The sequence below is a fragment of the Kingella bonacorsii genome (assembly GCF_016623605.1).
Taxonomy (GTDB): Bacteria; Pseudomonadota; Gammaproteobacteria; order Burkholderiales; family Neisseriaceae; genus Kingella_B; species Kingella_B oralis.
The window spans coordinates 549795-570594 of record NZ_JAEHNZ010000001.1 but is presented as its reverse complement, the minus strand read 5'-3'; the positions used below and the strand labels follow the sequence as shown (position 1 = coordinate 570594).

Annotated in this window: 32 protein-coding genes and 1 tRNA gene; 8 read left to right on the top strand and 25 right to left on the bottom strand. The window is 54.0% G+C overall.

The window, feature by feature from the left end; translation table 11 throughout:
- Positions 1-81: 81 nt before the first annotated feature.
- The 3 genes from JDW22_RS03070 to JDW22_RS03060 are packed head-to-tail and all read right to left on the bottom strand — an operon-like array spanning position 82 to position 2719.
- Positions 82-1149 carry a DNA polymerase beta superfamily protein gene (locus JDW22_RS03070; protein ID WP_200521659.1) on the bottom strand — a complete coding sequence of 356 codons (1068 nt, stop codon included), beginning with the start codon at positions 1147-1149 and terminating at the stop codon, positions 82-84.
- 51 nt (positions 1150-1200) lie between these two features.
- Positions 1201-1968 (bottom strand): nucleotidyltransferase domain-containing protein, encoded by a 768-nt coding sequence (locus tag JDW22_RS03065; RefSeq protein ID WP_200521658.1) that lies wholly within the window; start codon positions 1966-1968, stop codon positions 1201-1203.
- Positions 1969-1984: 16 nt separating this feature from the next.
- A complete protein-coding gene (locus tag JDW22_RS03060; protein WP_200521657.1) occupies positions 1985-2719 on the bottom strand; it encodes a class I SAM-dependent methyltransferase in 735 nt (244 codons plus the stop codon).
- Positions 2720-2955: 236 nt separating this feature from the next.
- Between JDW22_RS03060 and JDW22_RS03055 the strand changes: the two genes are divergently transcribed.
- The 3 genes from JDW22_RS03055 to JDW22_RS03045 all read left to right on the top strand — a co-directional run bounded on the left by JDW22_RS03055 (position 2956) and on the right by JDW22_RS03045 (position 5919).
- Complete coding sequence (locus JDW22_RS03055; protein WP_200521960.1) at positions 2956-3756, top strand: RNA methyltransferase; 801 nt, start codon at positions 2956-2958, stop codon at positions 3754-3756.
- An 88-nt stretch (positions 3757-3844) separates the two neighbouring features.
- Positions 3845-4771 (top strand): GTPase Era, encoded by a 927-nt coding sequence (gene era, locus JDW22_RS03050; protein WP_003794800.1) that lies wholly within the window; start codon positions 3845-3847, stop codon positions 4769-4771.
- Complete coding sequence (locus tag JDW22_RS03045; RefSeq protein WP_200521656.1) at positions 4768-5919, top strand: acyltransferase family protein; 1152 nt, start codon at positions 4768-4770, stop codon at positions 5917-5919. Before era ends, JDW22_RS03045 begins: the two co-directional genes overlap by 4 nt.
- Before the next feature lie 81 nt (positions 5920-6000).
- Here the strand turns inward: JDW22_RS03045 and JDW22_RS03040 are convergent, their stop codons facing one another.
- Positions 6001-6741, bottom strand: a complete 741-nt coding sequence (locus JDW22_RS03040; protein ID WP_200521655.1) for an SDR family oxidoreductase — start codon at positions 6739-6741, stop codon at positions 6001-6003.
- Between the two features lie 226 nt (positions 6742-6967).
- On the opposite strand from JDW22_RS03040, the gene JDW22_RS03035 reads away from it, so the two are divergent.
- Genes JDW22_RS03035 through JDW22_RS03025 form a run of 3 tightly spaced genes read left to right on the top strand, consistent with a single transcriptional unit; the run spans position 6968 to position 10487 of the window.
- The gene (locus tag JDW22_RS03035) at positions 6968-7846 is read left to right on the top strand and encodes a uroporphyrinogen-III synthase (RefSeq protein ID WP_235964686.1); all 879 of its coding nucleotides are present in this window, start codon (positions 6968-6970) and stop codon (positions 7844-7846) included.
- Positions 7843-9297, top strand: coding sequence for a uroporphyrinogen-III C-methyltransferase (locus JDW22_RS03030; protein WP_200521654.1), 1455 nt, complete (start codon positions 7843-7845; stop codon positions 9295-9297). The genes JDW22_RS03035 and JDW22_RS03030 overlap by 4 nt, the downstream gene beginning before the upstream one ends.
- The gene (locus JDW22_RS03025; RefSeq protein WP_200521653.1) at positions 9294-10487 is read left to right on the top strand and encodes a heme biosynthesis HemY N-terminal domain-containing protein; all 1194 of its coding nucleotides are present in this window, start codon (positions 9294-9296) and stop codon (positions 10485-10487) included. Before JDW22_RS03030 ends, JDW22_RS03025 begins: the two co-directional genes overlap by 4 nt.
- Here the strand turns inward: JDW22_RS03025 and JDW22_RS03020 are convergent.
- Positions 10474-10743, bottom strand: coding sequence for a hypothetical protein (locus JDW22_RS03020; protein ID WP_200521652.1), 270 nt, complete (start codon positions 10741-10743; stop codon positions 10474-10476). The two genes, JDW22_RS03025 and JDW22_RS03020, sit on opposite strands and share 14 nt — an antisense overlap.
- Between JDW22_RS03020 and JDW22_RS03015 the strand changes: the two genes are divergently transcribed.
- Both JDW22_RS03015 and JDW22_RS03010 read left to right on the top strand, forming a co-directional pair.
- Positions 10742-11473: a pseudouridine synthase gene (locus JDW22_RS03015; RefSeq protein ID WP_200521651.1), complete on the top strand. Its 732-nt coding sequence runs from the start codon at positions 10742-10744 to the stop codon at positions 11471-11473. The genes JDW22_RS03020 and JDW22_RS03015 overlap by 2 nt on opposite strands.
- Positions 11474-11558: 85 nt before the next feature.
- Positions 11559-11643: transfer RNA gene (locus JDW22_RS03010), tRNA-Leu, on the top strand.
- Between the two features lie 101 nt (positions 11644-11744).
- On the opposite strand, the gene JDW22_RS03005 is transcribed toward JDW22_RS03010, so the two are convergent.
- From JDW22_RS03005 to JDW22_RS02920, 20 genes are read right to left on the bottom strand one after another with little or no spacing between them, the layout of a single operon-like run.
- Positions 11745-11954 carry a helix-turn-helix transcriptional regulator gene (locus JDW22_RS03005; RefSeq protein WP_200521650.1) on the bottom strand — a complete coding sequence of 70 codons (210 nt, stop codon included), beginning with the start codon at positions 11952-11954 and terminating at the stop codon, positions 11745-11747.
- 18 nt (positions 11955-11972) lie between these two features.
- Positions 11973-12137, bottom strand: a complete 165-nt coding sequence (locus JDW22_RS03000; RefSeq protein ID WP_200521649.1) for a hypothetical protein — start codon at positions 12135-12137, stop codon at positions 11973-11975.
- Positions 12118-12552, bottom strand: coding sequence for a zinc-finger-containing protein (locus JDW22_RS14145; RefSeq protein ID WP_200521648.1), 435 nt, complete (start codon positions 12550-12552; stop codon positions 12118-12120). Before JDW22_RS14145 ends, JDW22_RS03000 begins: the two co-directional genes overlap by 20 nt.
- Complete coding sequence (locus JDW22_RS02990) at positions 12552-12950, bottom strand: hypothetical protein (protein ID WP_200521647.1); 399 nt, start codon at positions 12948-12950, stop codon at positions 12552-12554. Before JDW22_RS02990 ends, JDW22_RS14145 begins: the two co-directional genes overlap by 1 nt.
- A complete protein-coding gene (locus tag JDW22_RS02985) occupies positions 12937-13344 on the bottom strand; it encodes a DUF551 domain-containing protein (protein ID WP_200521646.1) in 408 nt (135 codons plus the stop codon). The genes JDW22_RS02990 and JDW22_RS02985 overlap by 14 nt, the downstream gene beginning before the upstream one ends.
- 11 nt (positions 13345-13355) lie before the next feature.
- A complete protein-coding gene (locus JDW22_RS02980) occupies positions 13356-15554 on the bottom strand; it encodes a DNA cytosine methyltransferase (protein WP_200521645.1) in 2199 nt (732 codons plus the stop codon).
- Positions 15481-15816: a hypothetical protein gene (locus JDW22_RS02975; protein ID WP_200521644.1), complete on the bottom strand. Its 336-nt coding sequence runs from the start codon at positions 15814-15816 to the stop codon at positions 15481-15483. The genes JDW22_RS02980 and JDW22_RS02975 overlap by 74 nt, the downstream gene beginning before the upstream one ends.
- Positions 15813-15944, bottom strand: coding sequence for a hypothetical protein (locus tag JDW22_RS13850; protein WP_268884206.1), 132 nt, complete (start codon positions 15942-15944; stop codon positions 15813-15815). Before JDW22_RS13850 ends, JDW22_RS02975 begins: the two co-directional genes overlap by 4 nt.
- Positions 15914-16330, bottom strand: a complete 417-nt coding sequence (locus tag JDW22_RS02970; RefSeq protein WP_200521643.1) for an HNH endonuclease — start codon at positions 16328-16330, stop codon at positions 15914-15916. The genes JDW22_RS13850 and JDW22_RS02970 overlap by 31 nt, the downstream gene beginning before the upstream one ends.
- Positions 16327-16545, bottom strand: coding sequence for a hypothetical protein (locus JDW22_RS02965; RefSeq protein WP_003794833.1), 219 nt, complete (start codon positions 16543-16545; stop codon positions 16327-16329). Before JDW22_RS02965 ends, JDW22_RS02970 begins: the two co-directional genes overlap by 4 nt.
- Positions 16542-17093: a restriction endonuclease subunit S domain-containing protein gene (locus tag JDW22_RS02960; protein WP_200521642.1), complete on the bottom strand. Its 552-nt coding sequence runs from the start codon at positions 17091-17093 to the stop codon at positions 16542-16544. Before JDW22_RS02960 ends, JDW22_RS02965 begins: the two co-directional genes overlap by 4 nt.
- A gap of 36 nt (positions 17094-17129) precedes the next feature.
- Positions 17130-17873: a 3'-5' exonuclease family protein gene (locus JDW22_RS02955; protein WP_200521641.1), complete on the bottom strand. Its 744-nt coding sequence runs from the start codon at positions 17871-17873 to the stop codon at positions 17130-17132.
- A 50-nt stretch (positions 17874-17923) separates the two neighbouring features.
- Positions 17924-18577 carry a hypothetical protein gene (locus JDW22_RS02950; protein WP_200521640.1) on the bottom strand — a complete coding sequence of 218 codons (654 nt, stop codon included), beginning with the start codon at positions 18575-18577 and terminating at the stop codon, positions 17924-17926.
- A gap of 4 nt (positions 18578-18581) precedes the next feature.
- Positions 18582-19253, bottom strand: a complete 672-nt coding sequence (locus JDW22_RS02945; RefSeq protein WP_200521639.1) for an AAA family ATPase — start codon at positions 19251-19253, stop codon at positions 18582-18584.
- A gap of 8 nt (positions 19254-19261) precedes the next feature.
- Positions 19262-19393, bottom strand: a complete 132-nt coding sequence (locus JDW22_RS13845) for a hypothetical protein (RefSeq protein WP_268884205.1) — start codon at positions 19391-19393, stop codon at positions 19262-19264.
- Positions 19394-19403: 10 nt separating this feature from the next.
- Positions 19404-19649, bottom strand: coding sequence for a hypothetical protein (locus JDW22_RS02940; protein WP_200521638.1), 246 nt, complete (start codon positions 19647-19649; stop codon positions 19404-19406).
- Positions 19642-19938 carry a hypothetical protein gene (locus tag JDW22_RS02935; RefSeq protein WP_200521637.1) on the bottom strand — a complete coding sequence of 99 codons (297 nt, stop codon included), beginning with the start codon at positions 19936-19938 and terminating at the stop codon, positions 19642-19644. The genes JDW22_RS02940 and JDW22_RS02935 overlap by 8 nt, the downstream gene beginning before the upstream one ends.
- A gap of 59 nt (positions 19939-19997) precedes the next feature.
- Positions 19998-20366: a hypothetical protein gene (locus JDW22_RS02930; protein WP_200521636.1), complete on the bottom strand. Its 369-nt coding sequence runs from the start codon at positions 20364-20366 to the stop codon at positions 19998-20000.
- 36 nt (positions 20367-20402) lie between these two features.
- Positions 20403-20645, bottom strand: coding sequence for a hypothetical protein (locus JDW22_RS02925; RefSeq protein ID WP_200521635.1), 243 nt, complete (start codon positions 20643-20645; stop codon positions 20403-20405).
- A 10-nt stretch (positions 20646-20655) separates the two neighbouring features.
- On the bottom strand, positions 20656-20796 hold the full coding sequence (locus JDW22_RS02920) for a hypothetical protein (protein ID WP_200521634.1): 141 nt from the start codon (positions 20794-20796) through the stop codon (positions 20656-20658).
- Positions 20797-20800: the final 4 nt, after the last annotated feature.

The window sequence follows — 20800 nt, the reverse complement described above, 5'->3', positions numbered from 1 at the left end:
AAAAATGGCGTATTTTAAACGAAAGAAGGGCAGCCTGAAAACTGCGGACGGGGCGTTCAGGCTGCCTTTGGGCTGTGTTATTCAGCCGTACAGTTTCTCTCGCACCTTAACCAGCGCATCAATCGCCGCTGCGCGGTTTACCGTTTCAGGCAGCCTGAAAGCGTTTTGCGCGAACAAATCGTCAATTTCTGCCATCAGTTCTTCTGCTTGCGCTAGCAGCTCTTCGTAGGCAAATGCGCCGCGTTTAATCGCCAGCAGCTCTTCGCGGTTTTCTCGCCATACGCGAATTTCGCCATAAAGCGCGATGTCGCGGGCGGTTTGCAGTAGGCGGAAGGTGTGCATCATGTTTTTGGCATCGTAGCCTTGCCCGTGCGCGGCGGTGCTTTGGTAGCGGGTTTCGTTGCGCTCGGCAAGCCATGTTTGGTAGGAGGTGTATTCGCGGCAGTAGCTGCTGTATCCGTCTTGGTTGAAGAATAGATAGCCTTGTGGCGTTTCGCCTGCGGGGATACTGCTTAATGCGAGATGATTGGCGGTGTCTTTTTGCATCACGCCATGATAGTTGCGTGTGCCGTTGGTATCGTAAAACAAGGCAAAGAGGTTGCGTGCGTGTGGCACATTCACCAGTCCGATGCGCTCTTGTTGCCAGTTGCGTGTGTTTAGCCAGTGTTGCAGTGGAATGGTGTTTATGCCGTCAATCATGTGGCAGAAATCCAGCACGGTTTTCTTTTCAGGCTGCATGGGGTTAACGATTTTTTTGTTTAGTCCGCGTGCTTTGCGAATTTGTCCCAATGCGTAGCCTGCGAAACTTTGGCGACAGGCGAGTGAGATAAACCATTCAGGGCGGAATGCGCTCATCAGCGGGGAGCGATGGCGCACGCAGTCGGCGGGAGAGGCGAGCAGTTCTAGGGTGTTGGGGTTGCTTTGCAGTAGGAGTTCTATGAAGCGACCGAGTTCGTAGTACACGATGTCGTTGGTTTTGTTGGCGATTTGGGGGATGTAGCCCAGCCCGTAATACAGGTGGTGCGGCAGGTAGAACACGCCTTTGATGTCGGTGTCGGATTCGGGCGTGGCGAGGTTGTAGGCGCGGCTGCCTGATAGGGCTTCTAGGAGGATGAGATTTTGTTGGTGGAGGTCGGTTAGGGTGAGCATGATGGGGTCTCGCTGTGGTTTGAGGCAGCCTGAAAAGGTTTGATTAGGCTTTCAGGCTGCCTTTGCCCACACGCGCCGCAGCGTTGCCCGAAACAGCTCGTCCAGTGGTTCGCTTGGCATGGCAACAGGTGCTGAGACTTGCAGCACGGTGGTTTCATCTGCCAAGTCTCGCGTAAAGCGTTTCAGGCTGTCTGAAAGGGTGTGGCGGTAGCTTTCGTCTTGCTCGGCTTTGTGGGTAATAAGGTCGGTTATTTCTTGCACGATTGCGTTTGGCACGCTGTCTAACAGTTCTGCCAGCGTCATGGGTGGAATGCCGCCATGTGTGACTGCCCAGCGTGCTGCCAGCAGGGGGCGGATAACATAAAACCATTTTTTCAGGCGGATTTCGCCGTGCAAATCCATGTTGGACAAGGCGTTGCGGGCGATGCCGCGATAATGGTGCAGCAGCGGGGCGGTTTGGGCGTATTGCGGAGCGAGTTCGGCAAGGGCGTGAACAAATTCATCATCTTGCGCGTAAACCATCGGCGAGCGCAGCCATTCCAGCAGCACGGCATTGCTTTTGCGCAGCAAGCGTAGAGCTTTGCGAATGTCCCAGCCGCCTACGTCAAACCATTGGTTTTCAATGTATTCAAAGGTGTCTTTTTGTTCATCGATGCAAAGGTAGTTTTCAGGCTGCTTGATGTAGATGGCGCGCACATCGTAATCGCTGTCGGGTGAGGGGAAGCCCCATGCACGGCTACCGCTTTCTACGGCAAGCAGGAGATGTAAGGGTTCGCTGGTGGCGATTTGGTGGAGTTTGGTTTGGATGGATTGATACATTTTATGTTTCCTATTTTCAGGCTGCCTTAGGCAAATAAACATCAAACCGCGTAGATTTGCCTTCATATTGATACGCAGGTTTTTCGCCGCATAAAAACACCCCCAAGCGCGGGCGTTTGACCACCACGCGCTTTTTGGCAACGGTGCGGGCAGCCTGAAACAGCGCGGCATCATCGGCATTTTCAGGCTGCCCCACCAGCTCATGAAAATACGCCATTTCTTTTTTTACTGCGGCGGACTTTTGCCGCTCGGGATACATCGGGTCAAGATACACCACATCGGGCTTGCCGATTTGCGCGGCAAGCGTTGCCATTTGCGCGGCGGCGTTGCCCTGATGCAGCGTGATGCGCGCGGCGATGGCGGCGATTTCGGGCGATTGCGCGGCGCGGTGTAAACCGTCTTGCAACAGCGCGAACACGGCAGGATGCTGCTCAAACGTGTGCACGGCAAGATTCAAATTCGCCAACACAAAACTATCGCGCCCCAGCCCACCCGTTGCATCCCAAACCACGGGGCGCGCGGTATGTTGCACCGCTTTGGCAATCAATTCGCCACCGCCCTTAGTGCGCCGATATTGCGCCGCGCCGCTGGCAAAATCCACTTGCACCACGCCTTTTTCGCCTTGCTTGCACAGGGATAAACCGCGCTCGTCGTAGCGCAGGTAAACATCGGTTTCAGGCTGCCTTAACACATTGGCGTGGGCGAGATAATCAGGCAAGGGAATTTGGCTAACAATAGAGAGAGTATTCATAATCAAGATAAAAGTTTTGGCTTTGCAAAGGCTTGCGAACTTATTTTCAGGCTGCGTTCGTTAAACAGGGCAACACGATAGGCAGCCTGAAAACCACAACCACGCCCTTTTCAGGCTGCCCAATCCAGCAACAAGCGCGAGCGATTGTAGCCTTGGCAGCGCAAACTTGCCACAAGCGCATTTCAGGCTGCCTAGTCTTGTATAATAGGCAGCCTGAAAACCACACACAGACCATCATGCAAACCCTTCCTGCTTATCTTGCCAACATCCGCATCGTGCTTTCGCGCACCCGCCATCCTGCCAACATCGGCGCCGCCGCCCGCGCTATGAAAACCATGGGTTTAACCCAGCTCACGCTTGTTGCCCCCAACATCATGGCAACGCCGATGACCCCCGATCCGCCCGAATTCATCGCCGAGCAAGCCACCGATTTCAGGCTGCCCGAAGAGAGTTTCGTGTTGTCATCAGGCGCAAGAGATGTGCTGGAACGCGCCCAAATCGTTGCCACGCTGTCCGAAGCCATCGCAGACGCCACACTAAGCTGCGCCCTAACCAGCCGCCGCCGCGAACTCACCACGCCGCTGCAAACCCCGCGCCAACTCGCCCCCAGCCTGCTTGCCGCCGCCCAAGCGGGGCAGCAAATCGCGCTGGTGTTTGGCAACGAAACTTATGGGCTTAGCATCGACGAAGTGCAACAATGCAACCGCCTGATGACCATTTCGGGTAACCCCGATTACTTCTCGCTCAACCTTGCCCAAGCCGTGCAAGTGGTGTGCTACGAGCTGTTTAGCCATGTAAACATGGACATGAGCCACCTGATTCCCGAGCGCAATCTGGCGACTGCCGAGCAAGTGGCAGGCATGGTGCAGCATTTGGAAGACACGATGGTGCAACTGGATTTTTTTCGCCGCCGCAACCAAGAGCGCATGATGCGCCGCCTGCATTCGCTGTTTAACCGTGCCGACACCACCACGGAAGACATTGATATTTTGCGTGGATTTTTAAATAGGGTGCAGCAGAAGCTGCCCAAAGAATGACTTTCAGGCTGCCTAATACGTTGAGGCAGCCTGAAAATCGTATTTCTGTTTACCCATCATCAACCCCATTACCCAAGAAAGCCCAGCCATGAACCTAGAAGAATTTTTAGCCAACGAAAAAACCGCCGCCGAAGGCTATCGCTGCGGCTTTATCGCCATTGTGGGGCGGCCCAACGTGGGCAAATCCACGCTGATGAACCACCTGATTGGGCAAAAAATCAGCATCACCAGCAAAAAAGCCCAAACCACGCGCAACCGAGTAACGGGTATCTATACCGACGACACCGCGCAATTTGTTTTCGTGGACACCCCAGGCTTCCAAACCTACCATCGCAACGCCTTGAACGACCGCTTAAATTTAAACGTAACCGAAGCCGTGAGCGGCGTGGACGTGATTGTTTTTGTGGTGGAAGCGCTGCGTTTTTCCGATGCCGACCGCATTGTGCTGAAACAATTGCCCAAAAACACGCCTGTGATGCTGGTGGTAAACAAAATTGACAAAAACAAAGCCAAAGATGCCGCAACGCTTGATGCATTCATCGCCGAAGTGATGCAAGAATTTGATTTTGCAGGCTATGAAGTGGTGAGCGCCAAGCATGGGCTACGCATTGCCAACTTGCTGGCGAAGCTGAAAAGCTATCTGCCCGAAAGCGTGCCGATGTACCCCGAAGACATGATTACCGATAAATCCAGCCGTTTTTTGGCGGCGGAAATCGTGCGCGAAAAGCTGTTTCGCTATCTGGGCGAAGAGCTGCCTTACGCGATGAACGTGGAAGTGGAAAAGTTTGACGCGGGCGAGGGCATTTATCATATTTATGTTGCCGTGTTGGTGGATAAGGAAAACCAAAAGCCGATTGTGATTGGCAAGGGCGGCGAAAAGCTGAAAAAAATCTCCACCGAAGCGCGGCTGGATATGGAAAAGCTGTTTGACTGCAAGATTTTCTTGAAGGTTTGGGTGAAGGTGAAATCGGGGTGGGCGGATGATGTGCGGTTTTTGAATGAGTTGGGGTTATGAGAGAGCCTAGATTAGCGTTGGTTTTATTGACTTTTTTGGTAATGCTATCCATGGCATTGGTGGCATTTTTATTGGCGCGAATGCCGCAAAAAATCAGTGAAAAATTTGATTCCACCCACCGTGATTCACCATTGGATGGTTTGCGCGGCGTGTTGGCAACTTTTGTGTTCGCTCATCATTTTTATTTGCTGCATCGTTGGAGTTTGCAAGGAGAGTGGGCTGTTGCTGATAACTTTGGCTTGCATTGGATGTATTTTGCACAAAACCTTGGCGCGATTCCCGTTAGCCTGTTTTTTATGATTACAGGCTTTCTTTTTCTTAATAAACTCAAACAAAAAGAAATCAATTGGAAAAACTTATACATCGCGCGCATTCGGCGGATTATGCCGTTGTATCTGCTGTCGCTACTGTTTGTGGTGTATGCCAGCTTTAAAGCAGTGGGTGTGGAAAATGTGGCGTTTTGGGATGGTGCAGATTGGCTTTTTCACTGGGCAACTTTTCGCTATCAGCCACTCAATGGCTTTATCAGCTTTGTTTCCAATGCAGGCGTGCAATGGACGTTGCTTTATGAATGGGGGTTTTATTTCAGCCTGCCGTTTATTCATACGGCAATGCACCAATTGCCTGCGAGCAATAAAAAACAATGGGGCGTGATGGCATTATGCGGCGCATTGTTTGTTTGGATTATCACGCAAACCGATACCCACCATTATTGGCAATTTGTGCTCTCCGCTGCGGCGGTGAGTTTGAGCGGGGTGCTGTTGCCATGGATACAACAATATAAAAAATGGCTGAATGTGGCAGTGCCGCTTTTGCTATTGGCAACGGCATTTTTATTTCCGCCTTACACACCGCTTAACCGCATTTTGGTGGCGTTGCTGTTTGTGATGCTGGCGGGTGGTTACGATTTTGGTGGTATTTTGCGCCATCGCGGCATGAAAATGCTGGGCGACATGAGTTACAGCATTTATTTGATGCATGGTGTGGTGTTGTATAGCGTGTTTGCGCTGGGTGGTTGGTTTGATTTCCAAGCACATGGTTTGTTGGTTTATATAGCAACATTCCCGCTGATTTTTGTGCTGGTGTTATTGCTGTCGTGTACTACTTATTTTGGTGTGGAACGTTCATTCTTGCGGAAGCGACAATAGAGTAGGGCATTCATCTACACCACAAAAAAGGCAGCCTGAAAACGGTTCTCCCCATTTTCAGGCTGCCTCAATCATACTGGCTTACAAATACACAATCTCCCCGCTGCGCCCCTTGCTTTGCTCGCTCGCCCACCAAACAAAATCAGGCGTAATGTCTGCCATATCCTTGCGCTCCGCCGCCGTTTCCCCAGGGTGCGTTTTAATGCGCTGCGGCGAGTTAATAGACCCAGGTACCAGCACATTTGCCCGCAAATTCGGAAAACGCTCCCACTCATCCGCCGCCACTTTACACAAATAATTCAACGCCGCCTTGCTCGCGCCAAAGCCGCCCCAATAAGCCTGCGGCGTTTCACCATGGCTTTCGCCCACAAAAATCACCGAAGCATCGGGCGATTCTTTCAGCATCGGCAACACCGCCCGCGTCAAGGCCATCGGCGCCACCGTGTTAATGCGATATTGGTTCACCCACTCGGCAACCGTTTGAAAATCCAGCGGCGAGAGCGCATAAAAATAGCTCGCGCAATGAATCACCCCATCCAATTTACCCTGCGTCGCCTCTGCCAACGTGCGCGCCAGTTGTTCAAATTCCAGCTCCTGCGCGCCCATCATGTCAAAGCAAATCGCAAACGGCTCCACATCGCCCGCCGCCAACACCTCGTCATACACCTTTTCCAATTTCTTTTGACTGCGCCCCAGCAACACCACCGTTGCCCCCGCCGCCGCGCAAGACTTCGCCACTTCCGCGCCCAAGCCCTGCGATGCCCCCGTTACCAAAATCACTTTATTTGCTAATGCGTTGTTTTCCAATGATTTCGTTGTCATTTCAATCTCCTTGTCTCTAAAAAATTTCAGCCGAAGCCAGCAGCAACGCGCGGCAGCCTGCGTAGCGAAGCGGAGTTGCGAAGCTAAAATCCAACCCCAATTTAGCATAAAATAACACGTTTTAACATAAGCATCTATAATGCCCGCTTTCTTTCAGGCAGCCTGAAAGCGTGGTTAATCCCCAAAGGCAGCCTGAAAACAAAAAACGTCCATTTCAGGCTGCCTGTTGTTTATTTTTTGCCCGAGCAGGCGTTTCGCCGCCTACCACGAGCAGGGGCAAGCCCCTGCACCCCGCGCTATATCTACCATTCGCAGCAATCATCAAGGCAGCCTGAAAGCCAAAGGCTTCAACGAAGTTAAACCCCCCAATCAACAAACTATGCCCGCCATCCTCCTTATCCGCCCCGAAAACCGCCTCGCCCCCGACATCGCCATCTGCGCCGCCGCAGGCTGGCAAGCCATCCCCTTTTCCCCCATCCGCATCGCCCCCATCCCCGATACCCTTTTCAGGCTGCCGCAAACCATCGCTCCCGCCCAAGCCCTGTTTTGGGTGAGCCCCACCGCCGTAGAAATCGCCGCGCCCCATATAGGCAGCCTGAAAACAAAAATCCCACACATCGCCGTTGGCAGCCAAACCGCCCAAGCCCTGCGCCAACAAGGCTTCGCCAACATCCACACACCGCAACACGGCAACGACAGCGAAGCCGCCCTCGCCTTACCCATCTGGCACACGCTGCCCCAAGGCGGCACCATCGTCATCATCCGTGGGCAGGGCGGGCGCGAACACCTCGCCCAAACCCTGCACCAACGCGGCTTCGCTGCGCAATACGCCGAATGCTACCAACGCATTCCCCAACCGCTCAACTGGCAAACTTTTCAGGCTGCCCAAGCCCAAGCCGCATGGGTAACCTCATCGCAGCTCGCCCAAGAGCTGTTTACGCAATGCCCGCAAGCGTTTACGCAAAATCTCAAATCCTTGCTATACTTCACACAACACACGCGCATCGCCCAAACCCTAACCGCGCTCGGCGCAAGCCACGTTCACACCGTAGCCCGACTCAGCGATGCGCTTCACCATTTTTCATCACGGAGCATTCCCAAATGACCGACAACACACCCAACCGGCAGCCTGAAAACCAAGCTGCCCGCAGCGAACCAGCCATTGAAACCCAAACAACCGAACCCCAAACGCAGCCTGAAAAACCCGCCGAACCCGTTGCCCAATCTGCTCCGCAAAAGCAGCCTGAAAAACAGCCGGCACAACAATCCGTAAAACAGCCCGTAAAACAACCGGAACCCGCGCCGCAACCACAACCCATCGTCATCCAACAAAAAAGCAGCGGCGGGCGCGGCATCGCCACAGGCGCGCTCGTGCTCTCGCTGATTGCACTGGGCGCAAGCGGCTTTTTATTCGTGCAAGGGCAAAACGTGCTCAAACAACAAGAAATGCGCATCGGGCAAGATTTAAACAAAGCCGCGCTGGGCAACAGCGAAAACGCCGCGCTGCTGCAATCCACCCTCGCCAAACAAGCCGAGCTAGACGCACAGTTAAGCAAAATCCTGCAAAACGAAAGCGACACCGCGCAAACGCTAGACGGCATCCACCGCGCCTACGCCGAGCTGCTCAAAGGGCGCGTAAACTGGCTGGTGGACGAAATTGAAGTAACGCTCAACACCGCATCGCAACAGCTCTTGCTATCGGGCAATGTGCCCGTTGCCACCGCCGTTTTGGAAAACGTTGAACAACGGCTCAGCCGCTTTGAGCAGCCTGAATTGCTGCCCATCAAACAAGCCATCAGCCAAGATTTGGCCGCGCTCAAAAACCGCCCCTATCTCAACGTTTCCGCCACCGCCCTGCGCCTAGACCGCCTAGAAAGCGCGGTGGACAGCCTGCCGCTGCTGGTGGACAGCACCATGAACGCCCAAAACGCCGAGCCCGCGCCCACATCCAAAGCAGGCAGCTTTTGGACACGCGCATGGGACAACACCAGCGAGCTAGTCAAAAGCATGGTAGAAGTGCGCAAACTGGATAACAACGATGCCATGCTCATCGGCTCGGAACAAGTGTTCTACCTGCGCGAAAACCTGCGCATGCGCCTGTTGGACGCGCGGCTTGCCCTGTTGCAGCACAACAGCGAAGTCTATCAAAACGACCTTGCCGCCATCGAAGAAACCGTTAAACGCTATTTTGACGTGCAATCGCCCAACACCCAAACATGGCTCAAAGAAGTGGGCGAGCTCAAATCGGTAGAAATCCGCATGATTTCAGACGAATCGCTCAAAGCCAGCCTTGCCGCCGTGCGCGATTATCAAAACAACGTGCGCACCGCGCTGCCCGTTGTGCTGCCTGAAAGCAAGCCTGCCGCGTCCGCTGCGCAAGCGGCATCCGCGCCCAAAGCGGCATCGCAACCCGCGCCTGCTGTTGCGCTGCCCGCCGCGTCTGAGCCCAAATCCGAAAAATCAGACAGCAAAGCCGCCAGCCAGCCTGCATCCAAACCATCCGCCTCCGAGCCGGCGGCTAAACCCGCCAGCGAAACCAAAGGAGCCAAAGCATGAAACAGCTCATTTGGATAATCTTCCTATTTCTCTGCGCCATCGGGCTTGCCATGCTCGCCAAAACCTACACCGGCAACGTTTATTTCGTGGTGGAGGGCTATTCGCTGCGGATGAACCTGAACTTCTTCATCATTGCTGCTTTGCTGAGCGTATTCGTGTGGTATTTGCTGATTAAATTGTTGGTGAGCATTTTCGGCACGCCGCACCGGTTAAGCCAGTTTGGCGCATCGCGCCGCAGCCGCAAAGCTGCGCAGGAGCTCAACGCCGCAGGCTTGGCATATTTTGAAGGCAAGTTCCAAGAAGCCGCGCAACATGCCGATAAAGTACTGGCAAACAAACAAGCAGGCGACAACCGCATTCTTGCGCTAATGCTCGCCGCGCACGCCGCCGACCAAAGCCACAACACCGAAGCGCGCGACCAATATCTGAACGACATCGCCCAGCTGCCCAGCAAAGCCCAGCTATCGCGCCATTTGCTGCTGGCTGAAAGTGCGTTGAATCAACAAGATTACGACACCGCCACCACCCATCTCACCGCCGCCGCCCAAATCAACCCGCGCCTTACCCGATTGGCGCGCTTGCAACTGCGCATGGCGTTAGACAAGGGCGACGCGCTGGATATTTTGGACAAAACCGAAAAACTGCACCGCGCGGGTGCGATGAACGAAACCGAAGCGCAACAAACCGCCGAAGTCGCCTACCGCAAACTGCTGGATTTGGCGACCGATGCCGCGGGCATGAAAGCCTGCCTCAAACGCATCCCCGAAACCCTGCGCAACAACGCCCTGAACGTTGCCATCGCCAGAAAATACAACGAGTTGGGTTTATACGACCAAGCCATCGCATGGGTAAACACCCATTACCCCGCCACGCGCGATGCCAACTTGCTGCCCCCGTTCGTTGCCAGCGTGCGTTATTTGGACGACCGCCGCCAGCAAAAAGCCATTGACACGGGCGACGCATGGCTCAAAGACAACCCCAAAGACGCACGCCTGCTGATGTATCTGGGCGAACTTGCCGCGCAAAAACAACTGTGGGGCAAAGCCCAAGGCTATCTGGAAGCCAGCCTTTCCCTGCACCCCACGCCGCAAACCCGCCTTGTGCTCGCCAAAGTGTACGACCATTCAGCGCGCCAAGATGCCGCGCAAGAGCAGCGCCGTTTGGCGTTGGACAGCATCAGCGAAGAATAGCGTAAACCGTTTCCGCGTCGCCAAACCGCGTTTCAGGCTGCCTATGGAAGATGAGGCAGCCTGAAAACGTTAAACGCATCACACGGCGCACTAAGGCAGCCTGAAACACCGTTTGGCGCAGCAACAACGCATTCTTGCAAATAGACAAGCCCGCGCCCGCCACAACCCCAAAGGTAGCCTGAAAACCAGTCCAGCCAAGCAAACACCATTCAACCCCGTTTTCAGGCTGCCTCATCCCGCAAAAAGGAATCCCCATGACCGACCCCGTCCGCCTATCCAAACGCATGGCAGAACTCGGCATCTGCTCACGCCGCGAAGCCGACAGCTACATAGAAAAAGGCTGGGTGCGCGTAAACGGCATTCCCGCCGTGCTTGGGCAAAAAGTCAGCCCCGCCGACCGCATAGACCTCAACAAACAAGCCCACGAACAACAAGCCAACCGCGTAACCATTTTGTTGAACAAACCCGTCGGCTTCGTGAGCGGGCAGCCTGAAAAAGACTACCGCGCCGCCGTTGAGCTCATCACCGCCGAAAACCAATGGGAAGGCGACACCAGCCGCATCGCCTTTCACCCCAGCCACACCCGCAACCTTGCCCCCGCAGGCAGGCTGGACATCGATTCGGTCGGCCTGCTGGTGCTCACCCAAGACGGGCGCATCGCCAAACAGCTCATCGGCGACAACAGCAACAGCGAAAAAGAATACCTTGTGCGCGTGAAAGGCAGCCTGAAAGAAAACGGGCTTGCCCTGCTGAACCACGGATTAAGCTTGGACGGCGAAAAACTGCGCCCCGCCCAAGTAAGCTGGCAAAACCAAGACCAGCTGCGCTTCGTGTTGAAACAAGGAAAAAAACGCCAAATCCGCCGCATGTGCGAACTGGTGGGGCTGCGCGTGGTCGGCTTAAAACGCATCCGCGTCGGGCGCATCAAACTGGGCGCGTTGCCGCAGGGAAAATGGCGCTATCTACAAGCGAACGAACGCTTTTAACCGCGCCGCCTACACCCCGTCCCGCCGCCAAAAACCGCTTGCAATTCTGCCGCAAAACCGTATAATCCGCGCTTTCACACGAAACGCGGATGTGGCGAAATTGGTAGACGCACCAGATTTAGGTTCTGGCGCCGCAAGGTGTGAGAGTTCGAGTCTCTCCATCCGCACCAAGATATTTAATATAAACAATAATTTGCAAGTAGCTTGGTGTAAGTTTGGTGCAAATGCATTTTTCAGTAAAAGGAGCATTCAAGATGGAATGCTCCTTTTTTCATACTGCCGCGCGCTTTTCTTTGTTTCGTTCCAGCCATATCATCACTTCACTTTGTTTCCACCAAAATTTACGTTTGGATATGGCGATACGACCGGGGAAATCAGGACGAATAGCATAACGCTCTAAAAAAGTTCGCTTGGAAAGGCATAATATCTTGGCAACGTCTTCCGGCGTCAATAATTCATCATTGGTCTCGGATTGTTTCATTCTTGCTCCTTCAAATTTTCAAATCAACTCTTTCATAAGCTGCGTGGCAATCTTAGCTTCCCGCGCTTCTAGGTTTCTGCCCACAAACACGCCTGTTTGCTGCTCGGCTTGGCGGCATAACCAGCGGGCGATGGAAGCGCGGTTTCCCACGCGCAGGTTGTAGTCATATTCCCGCCCTCTCATCAGGAAAAACGATAGGCACGGCATCAATAAACCGTTTGATTTTTCTCTCGTCAAAATGAGATATATGGCATTCGTCCCTTGAAATCCCTAAATGTGCCGCCATTCGTGCATAGGCTTTTTTTCTGCGGATTGTCCCATTCCTCCAAACAGGGTCAAATAGGCTATGTGCTTTCATCCGTAGCTTACGTAGGACGGCATTCGCGGGGACGCCAAGGGGAAGAGTGCCGTCTGATATAACGATTCCTCCATTCTGGTTAACCCGTGCGCCTTTTTTGTGGCATCCCGTATATGCCCCGCAATTCGGGCATGCCCAAAAATTCAGCTCGTATAAGTCTCGGCGGTGCGGATAGACGTACTGCCCAGTCTTTATTTCGGTCTGCATATTGCAGTATCCGCAGATTGGGGGAATATTCATCACACATCCCCCCTGCAAATCGCATTCAACACATCGGCGTGGGCTTGGGCGGCTTCGCGGGATAAGTGAATCATACGATTCTCCAACAGGTCGAAATCGGTTTCATCGCCGCTCCAAATCAAATCATCAGGAGCGAAACCTTCTGGATGCAGTCTGATAACCCAATAGATTGTGTCTTTTTCAGGGGTAAAGGCAATCGGTTTCGGAAACTCCCATTTGCCGACTTTGATAGTTTGGGGTTTGCGGCGGTATTTCATATTAACTTCCCAGACGGGGGGATTCGAACACGGATACCACGACTTATCATCAAACCACTCCCACCGCTCCCACGGCTTATCCGTCTCCATTGCGTCTTTCGCGTATTGCAGCATCAAAGCTGCGTGTTTATGTGCTGCCATTATTTATCTCCTTGTTTGGCGGGGTTGGAAGCGGTTGCCAGTGGGTTACTTCGCAAATATACGAATACAAAAAATCATACCAATCTTGTTCTCCTTCGGGTTTTTCGCAGTCATGGTGTAATTCGAGCCTGTCTACACATTGAGATAATTTGCCATTCCAATTTCTTAATACCAAGACAGACTGGTTTACCTCAGGCATCCTGTCCTCTATGCTTATCCATTCCGACTGCGCCGCATGGCTCTTCGCGGCGCGCCATGCGAGATACATGTTTTCCGTTTCAGGATTGCGAAAGCGGCCGTTCGGGTAGCGTTTCATTCCGATAGATTCGCTTGTTTTGCTGCAATACCATTCTTCAAACGCCTTGCGTTCCAAATTTTCTTTTCCGTCTGTCATTTCTGTTTCCTTTATGGATTAGTTGAATCGGTTATTTCGTGTTGGATTCTCTTGCCGATAAATCTCATCACGGGGACGGCCATGCTGTTGCCTACGGCTTTGTATCGCGGGCTGTCCGGGCATTCGGCGGCGGGTTTGCCGCGCCACGGGATTTGCGTGTGGTTGTCGGGGAATCCCTGTAAACGTTCGCATTCGGTGGGGGACAACCGGCGGATGTGCAGCCCGTCGGATATGACGTGCCGGTCGGTGGCGGTCAGGGTGTAGCTTGTTCCGTCCTGTATCGCGCCCGTACCGTTGCCGCCGTTGTGGTGCTGCCTGCCTATGGTGTTGCCGTGGATGCAGACAAGCAGCGTTTCGCTGCCGCCCTGCAATGCCCCGCCGCTGGCTTTCACCGTTCCGCCGACGGCGGATTGCCTGTAAGTTCCAAAGCTGCCTTCAATAAAGGCGGCAGGGTCTTCCCGCGTTTCCGCGCCCGCTCCAAAATCCCCTGTTTCGCCCTGTCGCTCAAAAAGTATTTCTGCGGGGTCTGCGTTTCCAGCACTTGCGACAAGGAAGACGCGGCGGCGGCGTTGGGGCACTCCGAAATATTGCGCGTCAAGGATGCGCCACGCGATGCGGCGTTTGTGTCCAAGCACACAACCTGCGTTCGTCCATTTTTTCCCTGTTGGGACAAGCGGCATATATTCTCCAGCCAGCCCGCCCAAAAAGCATCCGAAGGCGTTGTCTTTGGTGCTGAGTACGCCCGGCACGTTTTCCCAAACGAGGATGCAGGGCGGCTGCCCGTTTCGGGCGCGAATAAAGTCAATTGCATCTAAAATCCTGATTAAGGTAAGGGTCAAATTGCCGCGCTCGTCTTGCAGGCTGCCGCGCAGTCCTGCCACGCTGAACGCCTGGCAGTTGTGAACGACGGCGTTGTTGACGATATAGCTGTGGTCGTCGGCAACTTCGATGTTGTAAACGGTTTGTGCGGCGGTTTCTTCAAATGCCTGCACGGTTCGCAGCAGGCGGTTTGCGTCGGTGCGGCTTTTTCGCGAGCCGTCCAGACGGAAACAGCGCATTTGGAAATAGTCGCTTTGGTTCACGGTTCGTCCCTGTATTACGGTGGTTGCGGCGGTTTTCACTTTGGCTACGGATGCGGCGTATCCCAATGTCTGCGCCAAAGCGGATATGCCGTAGGCGAGTGCTTGGGAAACGGTGTTCGCGGCGTATCCGTTGCCGGTACGGCTTCCGTCCGTGCGCATATAGCCGTCGAACAGTGCCTGCCTGTGCGGATGGGACAAAACCCATGCGGGCAGGGTTTTGCCCGCCGCCTTTTCGCCAAATTCCGCCGAAAGCAGTCCGGCAAGCTCCGTGTCGCAAACGGTAACTTTGACAACGGTCTTTTCCTGCGACACGCAATGTGCGACGTCCGGAAAGCTGCTGCGGAAATCTTGGTATTTTTCGGCATTCAGCCCGAAAACCACGGCTTTTTTGTTTTTATCCGTCCAACGGCGTATCCAGCCGTCTCCCAAGTAGAAGCCTGCGATATGCATAACGTCTGCATCTGCCAGCCTGCTGTGCAGCTTCGCTGTGCGTGGCACGTCAAACGCGGTCAGTGAAATCCACTGCCTGCCTGGCATTTCGGCGGCAGCAGTCCATTCCGGGGAGGTTATGGAGACGTCTCTAAAATATCTGCCGTTCTGTTTGGCGGGCTTTGCCTGCCAAATCTGCGAGTAAAAAGGGTGCTCCGGCGTGCAGGTTATTCCCTGCGGTTGCCCGACGGCTTTCATGCGCCCTACCGTTTTCACCGTGCGGCCCACACGGACAACTGGTTTCAGGCGGCCTTGATGGGTTACGACCAAATCATCCGGGCGGATGTGTTCGATGGGCTTGTAACCTTTTTCGGTCAGTACAAGATGTCCCGCCGTGAAGCACGGCGTGCCGCCGACCAAAACATCAGGGGCTTCAACCGTGCCGTTGAGTATTTTGCCGACCAGCCGCGTCATGTCGCCGTGATTGGGGACGTGCGGCCAATGGTGGGACAGGACGGCGCAGGGAAACGGTTCGATTTCGGCGAACCATGCAGGCTGCCAGCCCAACGGTTCCCACGCTACGGATGCGGCTTCGATGCCGCTGCACAGGCTGCCGTAGCGCATTTCAGGCTGCCTTTTCGCGCATAGCGGTGTCGATGGCTTCTCTGACAGTGCAGCCGCCGTGCGGCTTTTCTCCATGCCAGCATCCGACTTCTATTGGTGCGCAGCCGTGTTTTATGTCTTCTGCGATGTTGTGGTACAAGATTGCGCGGTTCTTTTCCAGCCAATCCAGCCGCACGGTGTCGGGGTGAGAAATCAGGGTTAAATTACTAATTAACACAGCCCCTGATACGCCTGTTTCACTCACCACATGGGCGCGTCCGTCGCCTTTGTCATGAATAAATAAAAAATCAGTAGCACGGTATTTCACGCGGTCGCCAAATTTAAATTGTTGGGTCATTTGGGCTCTCCTGTTTCGTGAATGGTTTTGCGCTGCTTGAGTACCAGGGCTTTGAGTTGGGCGCGCATGGGTTTTTGCAGGCGTTTGGGGTATTGGTTCAGGCGGCGGTAGATTTCGATGATTTGCATTGCTTTATCCTGTGGTTGAGCATGGCGCGGGCGATAAAGGCGCGGCGCAGGCTCGGGGGTTGGTGTTTGTAGCCCCAGCGGTTTAGGGTTACGGATACGGCGCGGGGGATGGCTATCAGGTTGTCGGGGGCGTCGTTGTAGCGGTCGCCGTCGATGTGCAGGACAACGTATCCGATGGGAAAGGTGCCCAGAACAAGGCGACCGCGCGGTATCCAACCGTTTTCGGTTTTGACTTCGATGCCGTCTCGGGTTTTGCGTTCGCTGCCGACGGGGCGCTCTTTCCAGCATTTGTTGCCTTTTTGAAAGCCGTTGATGGGTTTGGGCATGATGCCTTTGCTGCCTTTGTTCCACGGTATTTGCCCTTTTTTGAATTGGCCGGCGTTCATTCGAGTTTCTCCAATAGCGGGCTGTTGATGCCGCGCCCGACCATTTCGGCGGCGGCAAGGGTGAGGCGGCCGGTTTCGATGATGTCGCCACTGACCAGGTGGACGGCGCGGGCGCGTTCGATTTCGGCATTCATGCGTTCGGTGTCTTCGGGGTCGAGCCTTTCGAGACGGTCGAGTTGGTCGAACAGGGCGTCGGTGAGGCGGGCGATGCTCATAGCTGCTCCTTCAGTTGGCGGTATTTTTCGGCGATGGCGGCTTCTTCGCTGGCGGTGGGTTTGCTTTGTTTTTGGTTTTTCAGGGCAATCAGGCGGTTTACGCGCGCTTGGCCGATTTTGTCTTCAAGCCAGCGGGCGGCTTCGGGGACGTCTTTGGAATACCAGTAGTTGTGGCAGTGGTGGCACAGGGCGGCGGCATTGTCGGGGTCAAAGCGAATGTTGTAGTGGCGGCGGCTGAAGTGGTGGCTGCACTGCAGGCCGTTGCTTTTGGCTTTGTACTGTTTGCCGCAGCGCTCGCACCGGTAGCCTGCGCGGGCGCGGATGTAGTCGGAAAAGGCGGCGTCGGCGGGGGTGTGGGTAAATTCTTCAAACACTTTTTTACCTTCGTCATTTAGGGCTTTTTCCTGCTTTTTGATGTGGGCGGCGGTTTCGGCCAACAGGTCGTACAGGCCAGTCTGATTGGATTTTTTGGCGTCGCGCTGCCATGTTTTCAGGCTGCTTAGGATTTGCTCGGTAGGGCTTTGGTCTTTGACGGTGATAACGGTCATTGCGGGGTTCCTATACTTCGGGTTTCAGGCTGTCTTTCAGGCGTTGATAAAATTCAATCGGCGATACACTTCGCGGGTGGCGGCAACGTCGCGGGCGCAATAGTCGACGACTTCTTGCACGCGCCCTGCTTGGATAGCATCCCACACTTGGCTGCCGTCTAGGCTGTCTTTGGGGGTGGGGATGTTTAGAATGGTGCATAGCTCGTCTAGTTTGATGTGGCTGCCGTAGCCTGCCCATGCTTGCATGGTGTCAAACAGGTGTTCGCTGTATCGGTTGTGGATTAGGTGGGCGGCTGGGGCGATGCGGTTAATCACGAAGCGGTGGTAGAGAAAGCGCAAGTCCCATTCTATGTTGTGCCCGATAAAGTGGATGGCGTTTTTGGGCAAGCCGTTCAGTTGCTCGGTTATCCATTGGTTAAATTGTTGCAGCAGGGTGGCTTCGTTGGCGTTTTCCAGCACGCTTACAGGGTTGTCGTTGGCGGCGATGCCGATTAGGCGGACTTGCCCGTAGCCGCCGTTTAGGGCGGTTTTGCGGTGCTTGGCTTGGGCTAGTTCAGGGGCTTTGGTGTCGCGCATTTCGGCTTCCCATTGGGCAATCATGGTGGCTTTGGATGTGTATTTGATGGCGTCTTTGTCGCTGATGCCTAAATCGGCGGCGGCTTGTTCTTTGGTGAGGTCGCCGGGGGCTTTGAAGTTGGCTTTGGTGGCTTCTAGCGTGGCTTCATACGCGCTGGGGCGCTGGTCGGGAATGGTTTCTATGTCTAGGTAGATTTTGAGCATGGTGTTTTGGTCTTTCTGGTTGGGGCAGCCTTTTCAGGCTGCTTTTTTTGCTAGAAGGGAATATCGTCGTCAATGTCGTCTACGGGGAGCGCGGGGGCGGGCTGTGTTGCTTGTCGTTGCGGCGGTTGTGGTGCGCTTTGCGTTTTGCGTTTGTCGTGCAGGGGTTTTTCGGCGATGTATGCCATGATTTTGCCTAGCTTTTCGGGCTGCGTTTTTTGGTCCAGCACTTCGCTGGCGGTTAGCTCGGTATCGGCTTCAAATAGGCTGTATAGGCGGGGTTGGGGTTTGTCTTGTCCGTCTTGCCATTCCATTTGGACAACGATGCCGATGCGTTTGTTGTGTAGCTTGGTAAAGCATTCGCGTTGGACTTGTTCGTCTTGTTTACTGTCGGGGTTGTATTCAGTAATGGTGGCGGGGGTGGGGTCGCCGCTGTCGCGCTCGCGTAGGCATACGAGTAGGGCGTTGATGGTTTGGATGCCGCCGTCGTTGGGTATGCCGTTCTGGTAGCTGGTATTGATGAAGAAGGTGGCTTTTTGTTTGCTGTCGCTTTCAAACACGAGTTTGACGTTTTCGCTGCGCCCTTTGGGGCTTTCGCCGATGTGCCACACGGCGGCTTTGATGATGCCTGTGTATTTGCCTGCTTCGTTGATGTAGCCGCCGCGTTGGTCGTAGGCGCGGGCTTGTTGGGTGTTGATTTTGAACATGGTTTTACTCCTGTTTGAGTTGGTAATAGTCGCAGATGGTTTGGTCTATTGCGGCTAGGTCGTTGGGGATGGTGTCGGTGTCAAATAAGCCGATGGGGCTTTTTACGGTGTCGTTGCCGTTGTTTTGAGTGCGGAAGCTGTATTGCCCGCTTTCTACTTGGGTTCTTAAAACAATGGTAAACAAGCCTTCTAGTGTGATTTTTTCGTCTAGCATCTTGCCTATGGTTTTGGCTTTGACTTTGCCAAATTCGTCTGTTTGAGTGTGCGCCATGATGTAGATGCGTTTTTGGTTGGGCAGGGTTGTGGCGGTGTTGATGACGTCCCATGCGTGGCGGGCAATCTCTGTGAATTTGTCGTAGCCTTTTTGTTCGCTGCGGCGCATGAATTCGTTTGCCATCAAATACTGGAAGTCGTCTATCACTATGATGTCTTTTGTGATTTTGAGCAGGATGTGGCAGATTTGCTCGCTAAGGTCGGTGATGTAGATGTTGCCGCCTTGCCCTGTGGCTTTCAGGCTGCCTTGTTGGTTTTCGGCGGCGGTTTGCCAGCCTTTGGGGCGGAATGGCAGGGGCTTTTTGACAATTTGGATGAGGGCGACTTGGGCCGGGTCTAAATTCATCATGCTGCTGCTTTTGCCTGTACCGCTTTCGCCTAGAATTAGGGTGGTGATGCTCATGTTTGCTCCTAGAATGGCGGGAAAGTTTCGTCTGTTTCTATGGGGTCGGGCTGGGTTTGGGCTTCCAAATCCTGCCATTGCTCCCATTGCCCGACTGTTTGCCAGTATTCGCTGTTGTCGTCGTCTTGGTCGTATTCCATGTTTTTGCTCCTAGATGTAGCGGTAGTGGTTGCCGTGGCGGTCGGTTTGTTGCTCTTGGCATAACCTTGCTATGGTTATGCGGGATGCGCCCATGTATCGGGCTGCTTGTACGGTGCTGTTAAAGCGTTTGATTTCGCCGCTCGGGGTGCGTATCTCTATGGATTTTGGTTTGCTGGATGGTTTGCCGCCTACCGGTTTGTTGGCGAAGGTTTTTTCTAGCTTTGTCGGGGTTAAGAGTTGCGTCCAGCTATTCATCGCCGCGCTCCAATACGATGCCTGCGGTTGGGTCTTTGTCCCATGTTTTTTGCAATAGCAGGGCATTGCGTTGTTGCTCGCATTGGTCGCGCAGGCGTTGGATGGGATGGGCGGCGGATGGGTTGGTTTGCAACTCGCCGGGAATGTCTTGCAGGGTGTCGCAGTCGTAGGTTTTGATAACGGGCTGCGGTTTGGGTTGTGTTTCTGGTTTGGTTGCTTGGGCGGCGCTGAATGCGCCTAGCACAAAGCCAAAGATTAGGGCTGCGGTGGCTGTGATGCGGGTTTTCATGTCGGTTTCCTGTGGTGGGTAAAAGTATTTCATGGGGTTTCAGGCTGCCTGAATGGGTGTTAATAATCGCGTTCTAGGATGTTGGCGTGGTAGTGCCGCACCATTTTGTGCCATGCGTTTTGCTTTTGTTGTTCGTCTTGCTGGGTTTGGATTTCTGTCGTGGTTTGCGCGGTGATGCATCGGTCGGTTAGCTCGCGCAGGCTAATGTCTTGCTCGTCGCCGTTGAGATAGCGGGCGATGTAGCCTAATAGGCTGTTGAGTTCGTTGTTAGGGGTGTATTCAACCAAAATATCGGCGGCTTCATCATCTGGCAGGGCTTGCGTCCAGTCGCAGAGTTGTTCGTCGCCGCTGGATAGGTCGGCATCTACTTGTTGGATGGCTTGGCTTAATTGGTTGTTGTATAGGGCGTTGTTTGGGGCGGCGTGCATGGTGGTCTCCTTGTGGGGGCTTGCGCCCCCTTTGGGTTAGAGTGTTTTTAGCGTTGCGATGCTGTCCGCGCTTAAAAAGTAGGTGCTGGGGTTGTTGCGGTAGGTGTTGCGTTGCAGCCATGCCCATGCTTCGTTTAGGGTGGGAAACTTCATCACTTCTTTGCGTCCGGTAAACCTTAACTCTGCCTGCTTTCCGTGTTTGGTGGCTTTTGCATGAGCTATGGTGCGGTCGGCTTTGCCGCGGGTGTGTTCTACTAGGGTTAGTTTGACTTCTTTCATTTTGGTCTCCTTAGGGCATGCCGCGCATAAAGTTGTATTGGGCGCGGGTTTGGTTGCGGGTTTGTTTGGGTTGGGGTTGATAGTCTTGCTTGGGCTGTTTGAGTTGCTCTTTGTGCTGCTCAATCTTGGCTAGGGCTTCGGTTAGGGTCATTTCT

Coding starts and splice junctions, on each gene's coding strand:
- JDW22_RS03070 (WP_200521659.1), bottom strand. CDS start 1,149: ATGCTCACCCTAACCGACCTCCACCAACAAAATCTCATCCTCCTAGAA.
- JDW22_RS03065 (WP_200521658.1), bottom strand. CDS start 1,968: ATGTATCAATCCATCCAAACCAAACTCCACCAAATCGCCACCAGCGAA.
- JDW22_RS03060 (WP_200521657.1), bottom strand. CDS start 2,719: ATGAATACTCTCTCTATTGTTAGCCAAATTCCCTTGCCTGATTATCTC.
- JDW22_RS03055 (WP_200521960.1), top strand. CDS start 2,956: ATGCAAACCCTTCCTGCTTATCTTGCCAACATCCGCATCGTGCTTTCG.
- era (WP_003794800.1), top strand. CDS start 3,845: ATGAACCTAGAAGAATTTTTAGCCAACGAAAAAACCGCCGCCGAAGGC.
- JDW22_RS03045 (WP_200521656.1), top strand. CDS start 4,768: ATGAGAGAGCCTAGATTAGCGTTGGTTTTATTGACTTTTTTGGTAATG.
- JDW22_RS03040 (WP_200521655.1), bottom strand. CDS start 6,741: ATGACAACGAAATCATTGGAAAACAACGCATTAGCAAATAAAGTGATT.
- JDW22_RS03030 (WP_200521654.1), top strand. CDS start 7,843: ATGACCGACAACACACCCAACCGGCAGCCTGAAAACCAAGCTGCCCGC.
- JDW22_RS03025 (WP_200521653.1), top strand. CDS start 9,294: ATGAAACAGCTCATTTGGATAATCTTCCTATTTCTCTGCGCCATCGGG.
- JDW22_RS03015 (WP_200521651.1), top strand. CDS start 10,742: ATGACCGACCCCGTCCGCCTATCCAAACGCATGGCAGAACTCGGCATC.
- JDW22_RS03020 (WP_200521652.1), bottom strand. CDS start 10,743: ATGGGGATTCCTTTTTGCGGGATGAGGCAGCCTGAAAACGGGGTTGAA.
- JDW22_RS03005 (WP_200521650.1), bottom strand. CDS start 11,954: ATGAAACAATCCGAGACCAATGATGAATTATTGACGCCGGAAGACGTT.
- JDW22_RS03000 (WP_200521649.1), bottom strand. CDS start 12,137: ATGAGAGGGCGGGAATATGACTACAACCTGCGCGTGGGAAACCGCGCT.
- JDW22_RS14145 (WP_200521648.1), bottom strand. CDS start 12,552: ATGAATATTCCCCCAATCTGCGGATACTGCAATATGCAGACCGAAATA.
- JDW22_RS02990 (WP_200521647.1), bottom strand. CDS start 12,950: ATGGCAGCACATAAACACGCAGCTTTGATGCTGCAATACGCGAAAGAC.
- JDW22_RS02985 (WP_200521646.1), bottom strand. CDS start 13,344: ATGACAGACGGAAAAGAAAATTTGGAACGCAAGGCGTTTGAAGAATGG.
- JDW22_RS02980 (WP_200521645.1), bottom strand. CDS start 15,554: ATGGAGAAAAGCCGCACGGCGGCTGCACTGTCAGAGAAGCCATCGACA.
- JDW22_RS02975 (WP_200521644.1), bottom strand. CDS start 15,816: ATGACCCAACAATTTAAATTTGGCGACCGCGTGAAATACCGTGCTACT.
- JDW22_RS13850 (WP_268884206.1), bottom strand. CDS start 15,944: ATGCAAATCATCGAAATCTACCGCCGCCTGAACCAATACCCCAAACGC.
- JDW22_RS02970 (WP_200521643.1), bottom strand. CDS start 16,330: ATGAACGCCGGCCAATTCAAAAAAGGGCAAATACCGTGGAACAAAGGC.
- JDW22_RS02965 (WP_003794833.1), bottom strand. CDS start 16,545: ATGAGCATCGCCCGCCTCACCGACGCCCTGTTCGACCAACTCGACCGT.
- JDW22_RS02960 (WP_200521642.1), bottom strand. CDS start 17,093: ATGACCGTTATCACCGTCAAAGACCAAAGCCCTACCGAGCAAATCCTA.
- JDW22_RS02955 (WP_200521641.1), bottom strand. CDS start 17,873: ATGCTCAAAATCTACCTAGACATAGAAACCATTCCCGACCAGCGCCCC.
- JDW22_RS02950 (WP_200521640.1), bottom strand. CDS start 18,577: ATGTTCAAAATCAACACCCAACAAGCCCGCGCCTACGACCAACGCGGC.
- JDW22_RS02945 (WP_200521639.1), bottom strand. CDS start 19,253: ATGAGCATCACCACCCTAATTCTAGGCGAAAGCGGTACAGGCAAAAGC.
- JDW22_RS13845 (WP_268884205.1), bottom strand. CDS start 19,393: ATGGAATACGACCAAGACGACGACAACAGCGAATACTGGCAAACAGTC.
- JDW22_RS02940 (WP_200521638.1), bottom strand. CDS start 19,649: ATGAATAGCTGGACGCAACTCTTAACCCCGACAAAGCTAGAAAAAACC.
- JDW22_RS02935 (WP_200521637.1), bottom strand. CDS start 19,938: ATGAAAACCCGCATCACAGCCACCGCAGCCCTAATCTTTGGCTTTGTG.
- JDW22_RS02930 (WP_200521636.1), bottom strand. CDS start 20,366: ATGCACGCCGCCCCAAACAACGCCCTATACAACAACCAATTAAGCCAA.
- JDW22_RS02925 (WP_200521635.1), bottom strand. CDS start 20,645: ATGAAAGAAGTCAAACTAACCCTAGTAGAACACACCCGCGGCAAAGCC.
- JDW22_RS02920 (WP_200521634.1), bottom strand. CDS start 20,796: ATGACCCTAACCGAAGCCCTAGCCAAGATTGAGCAGCACAAAGAGCAA.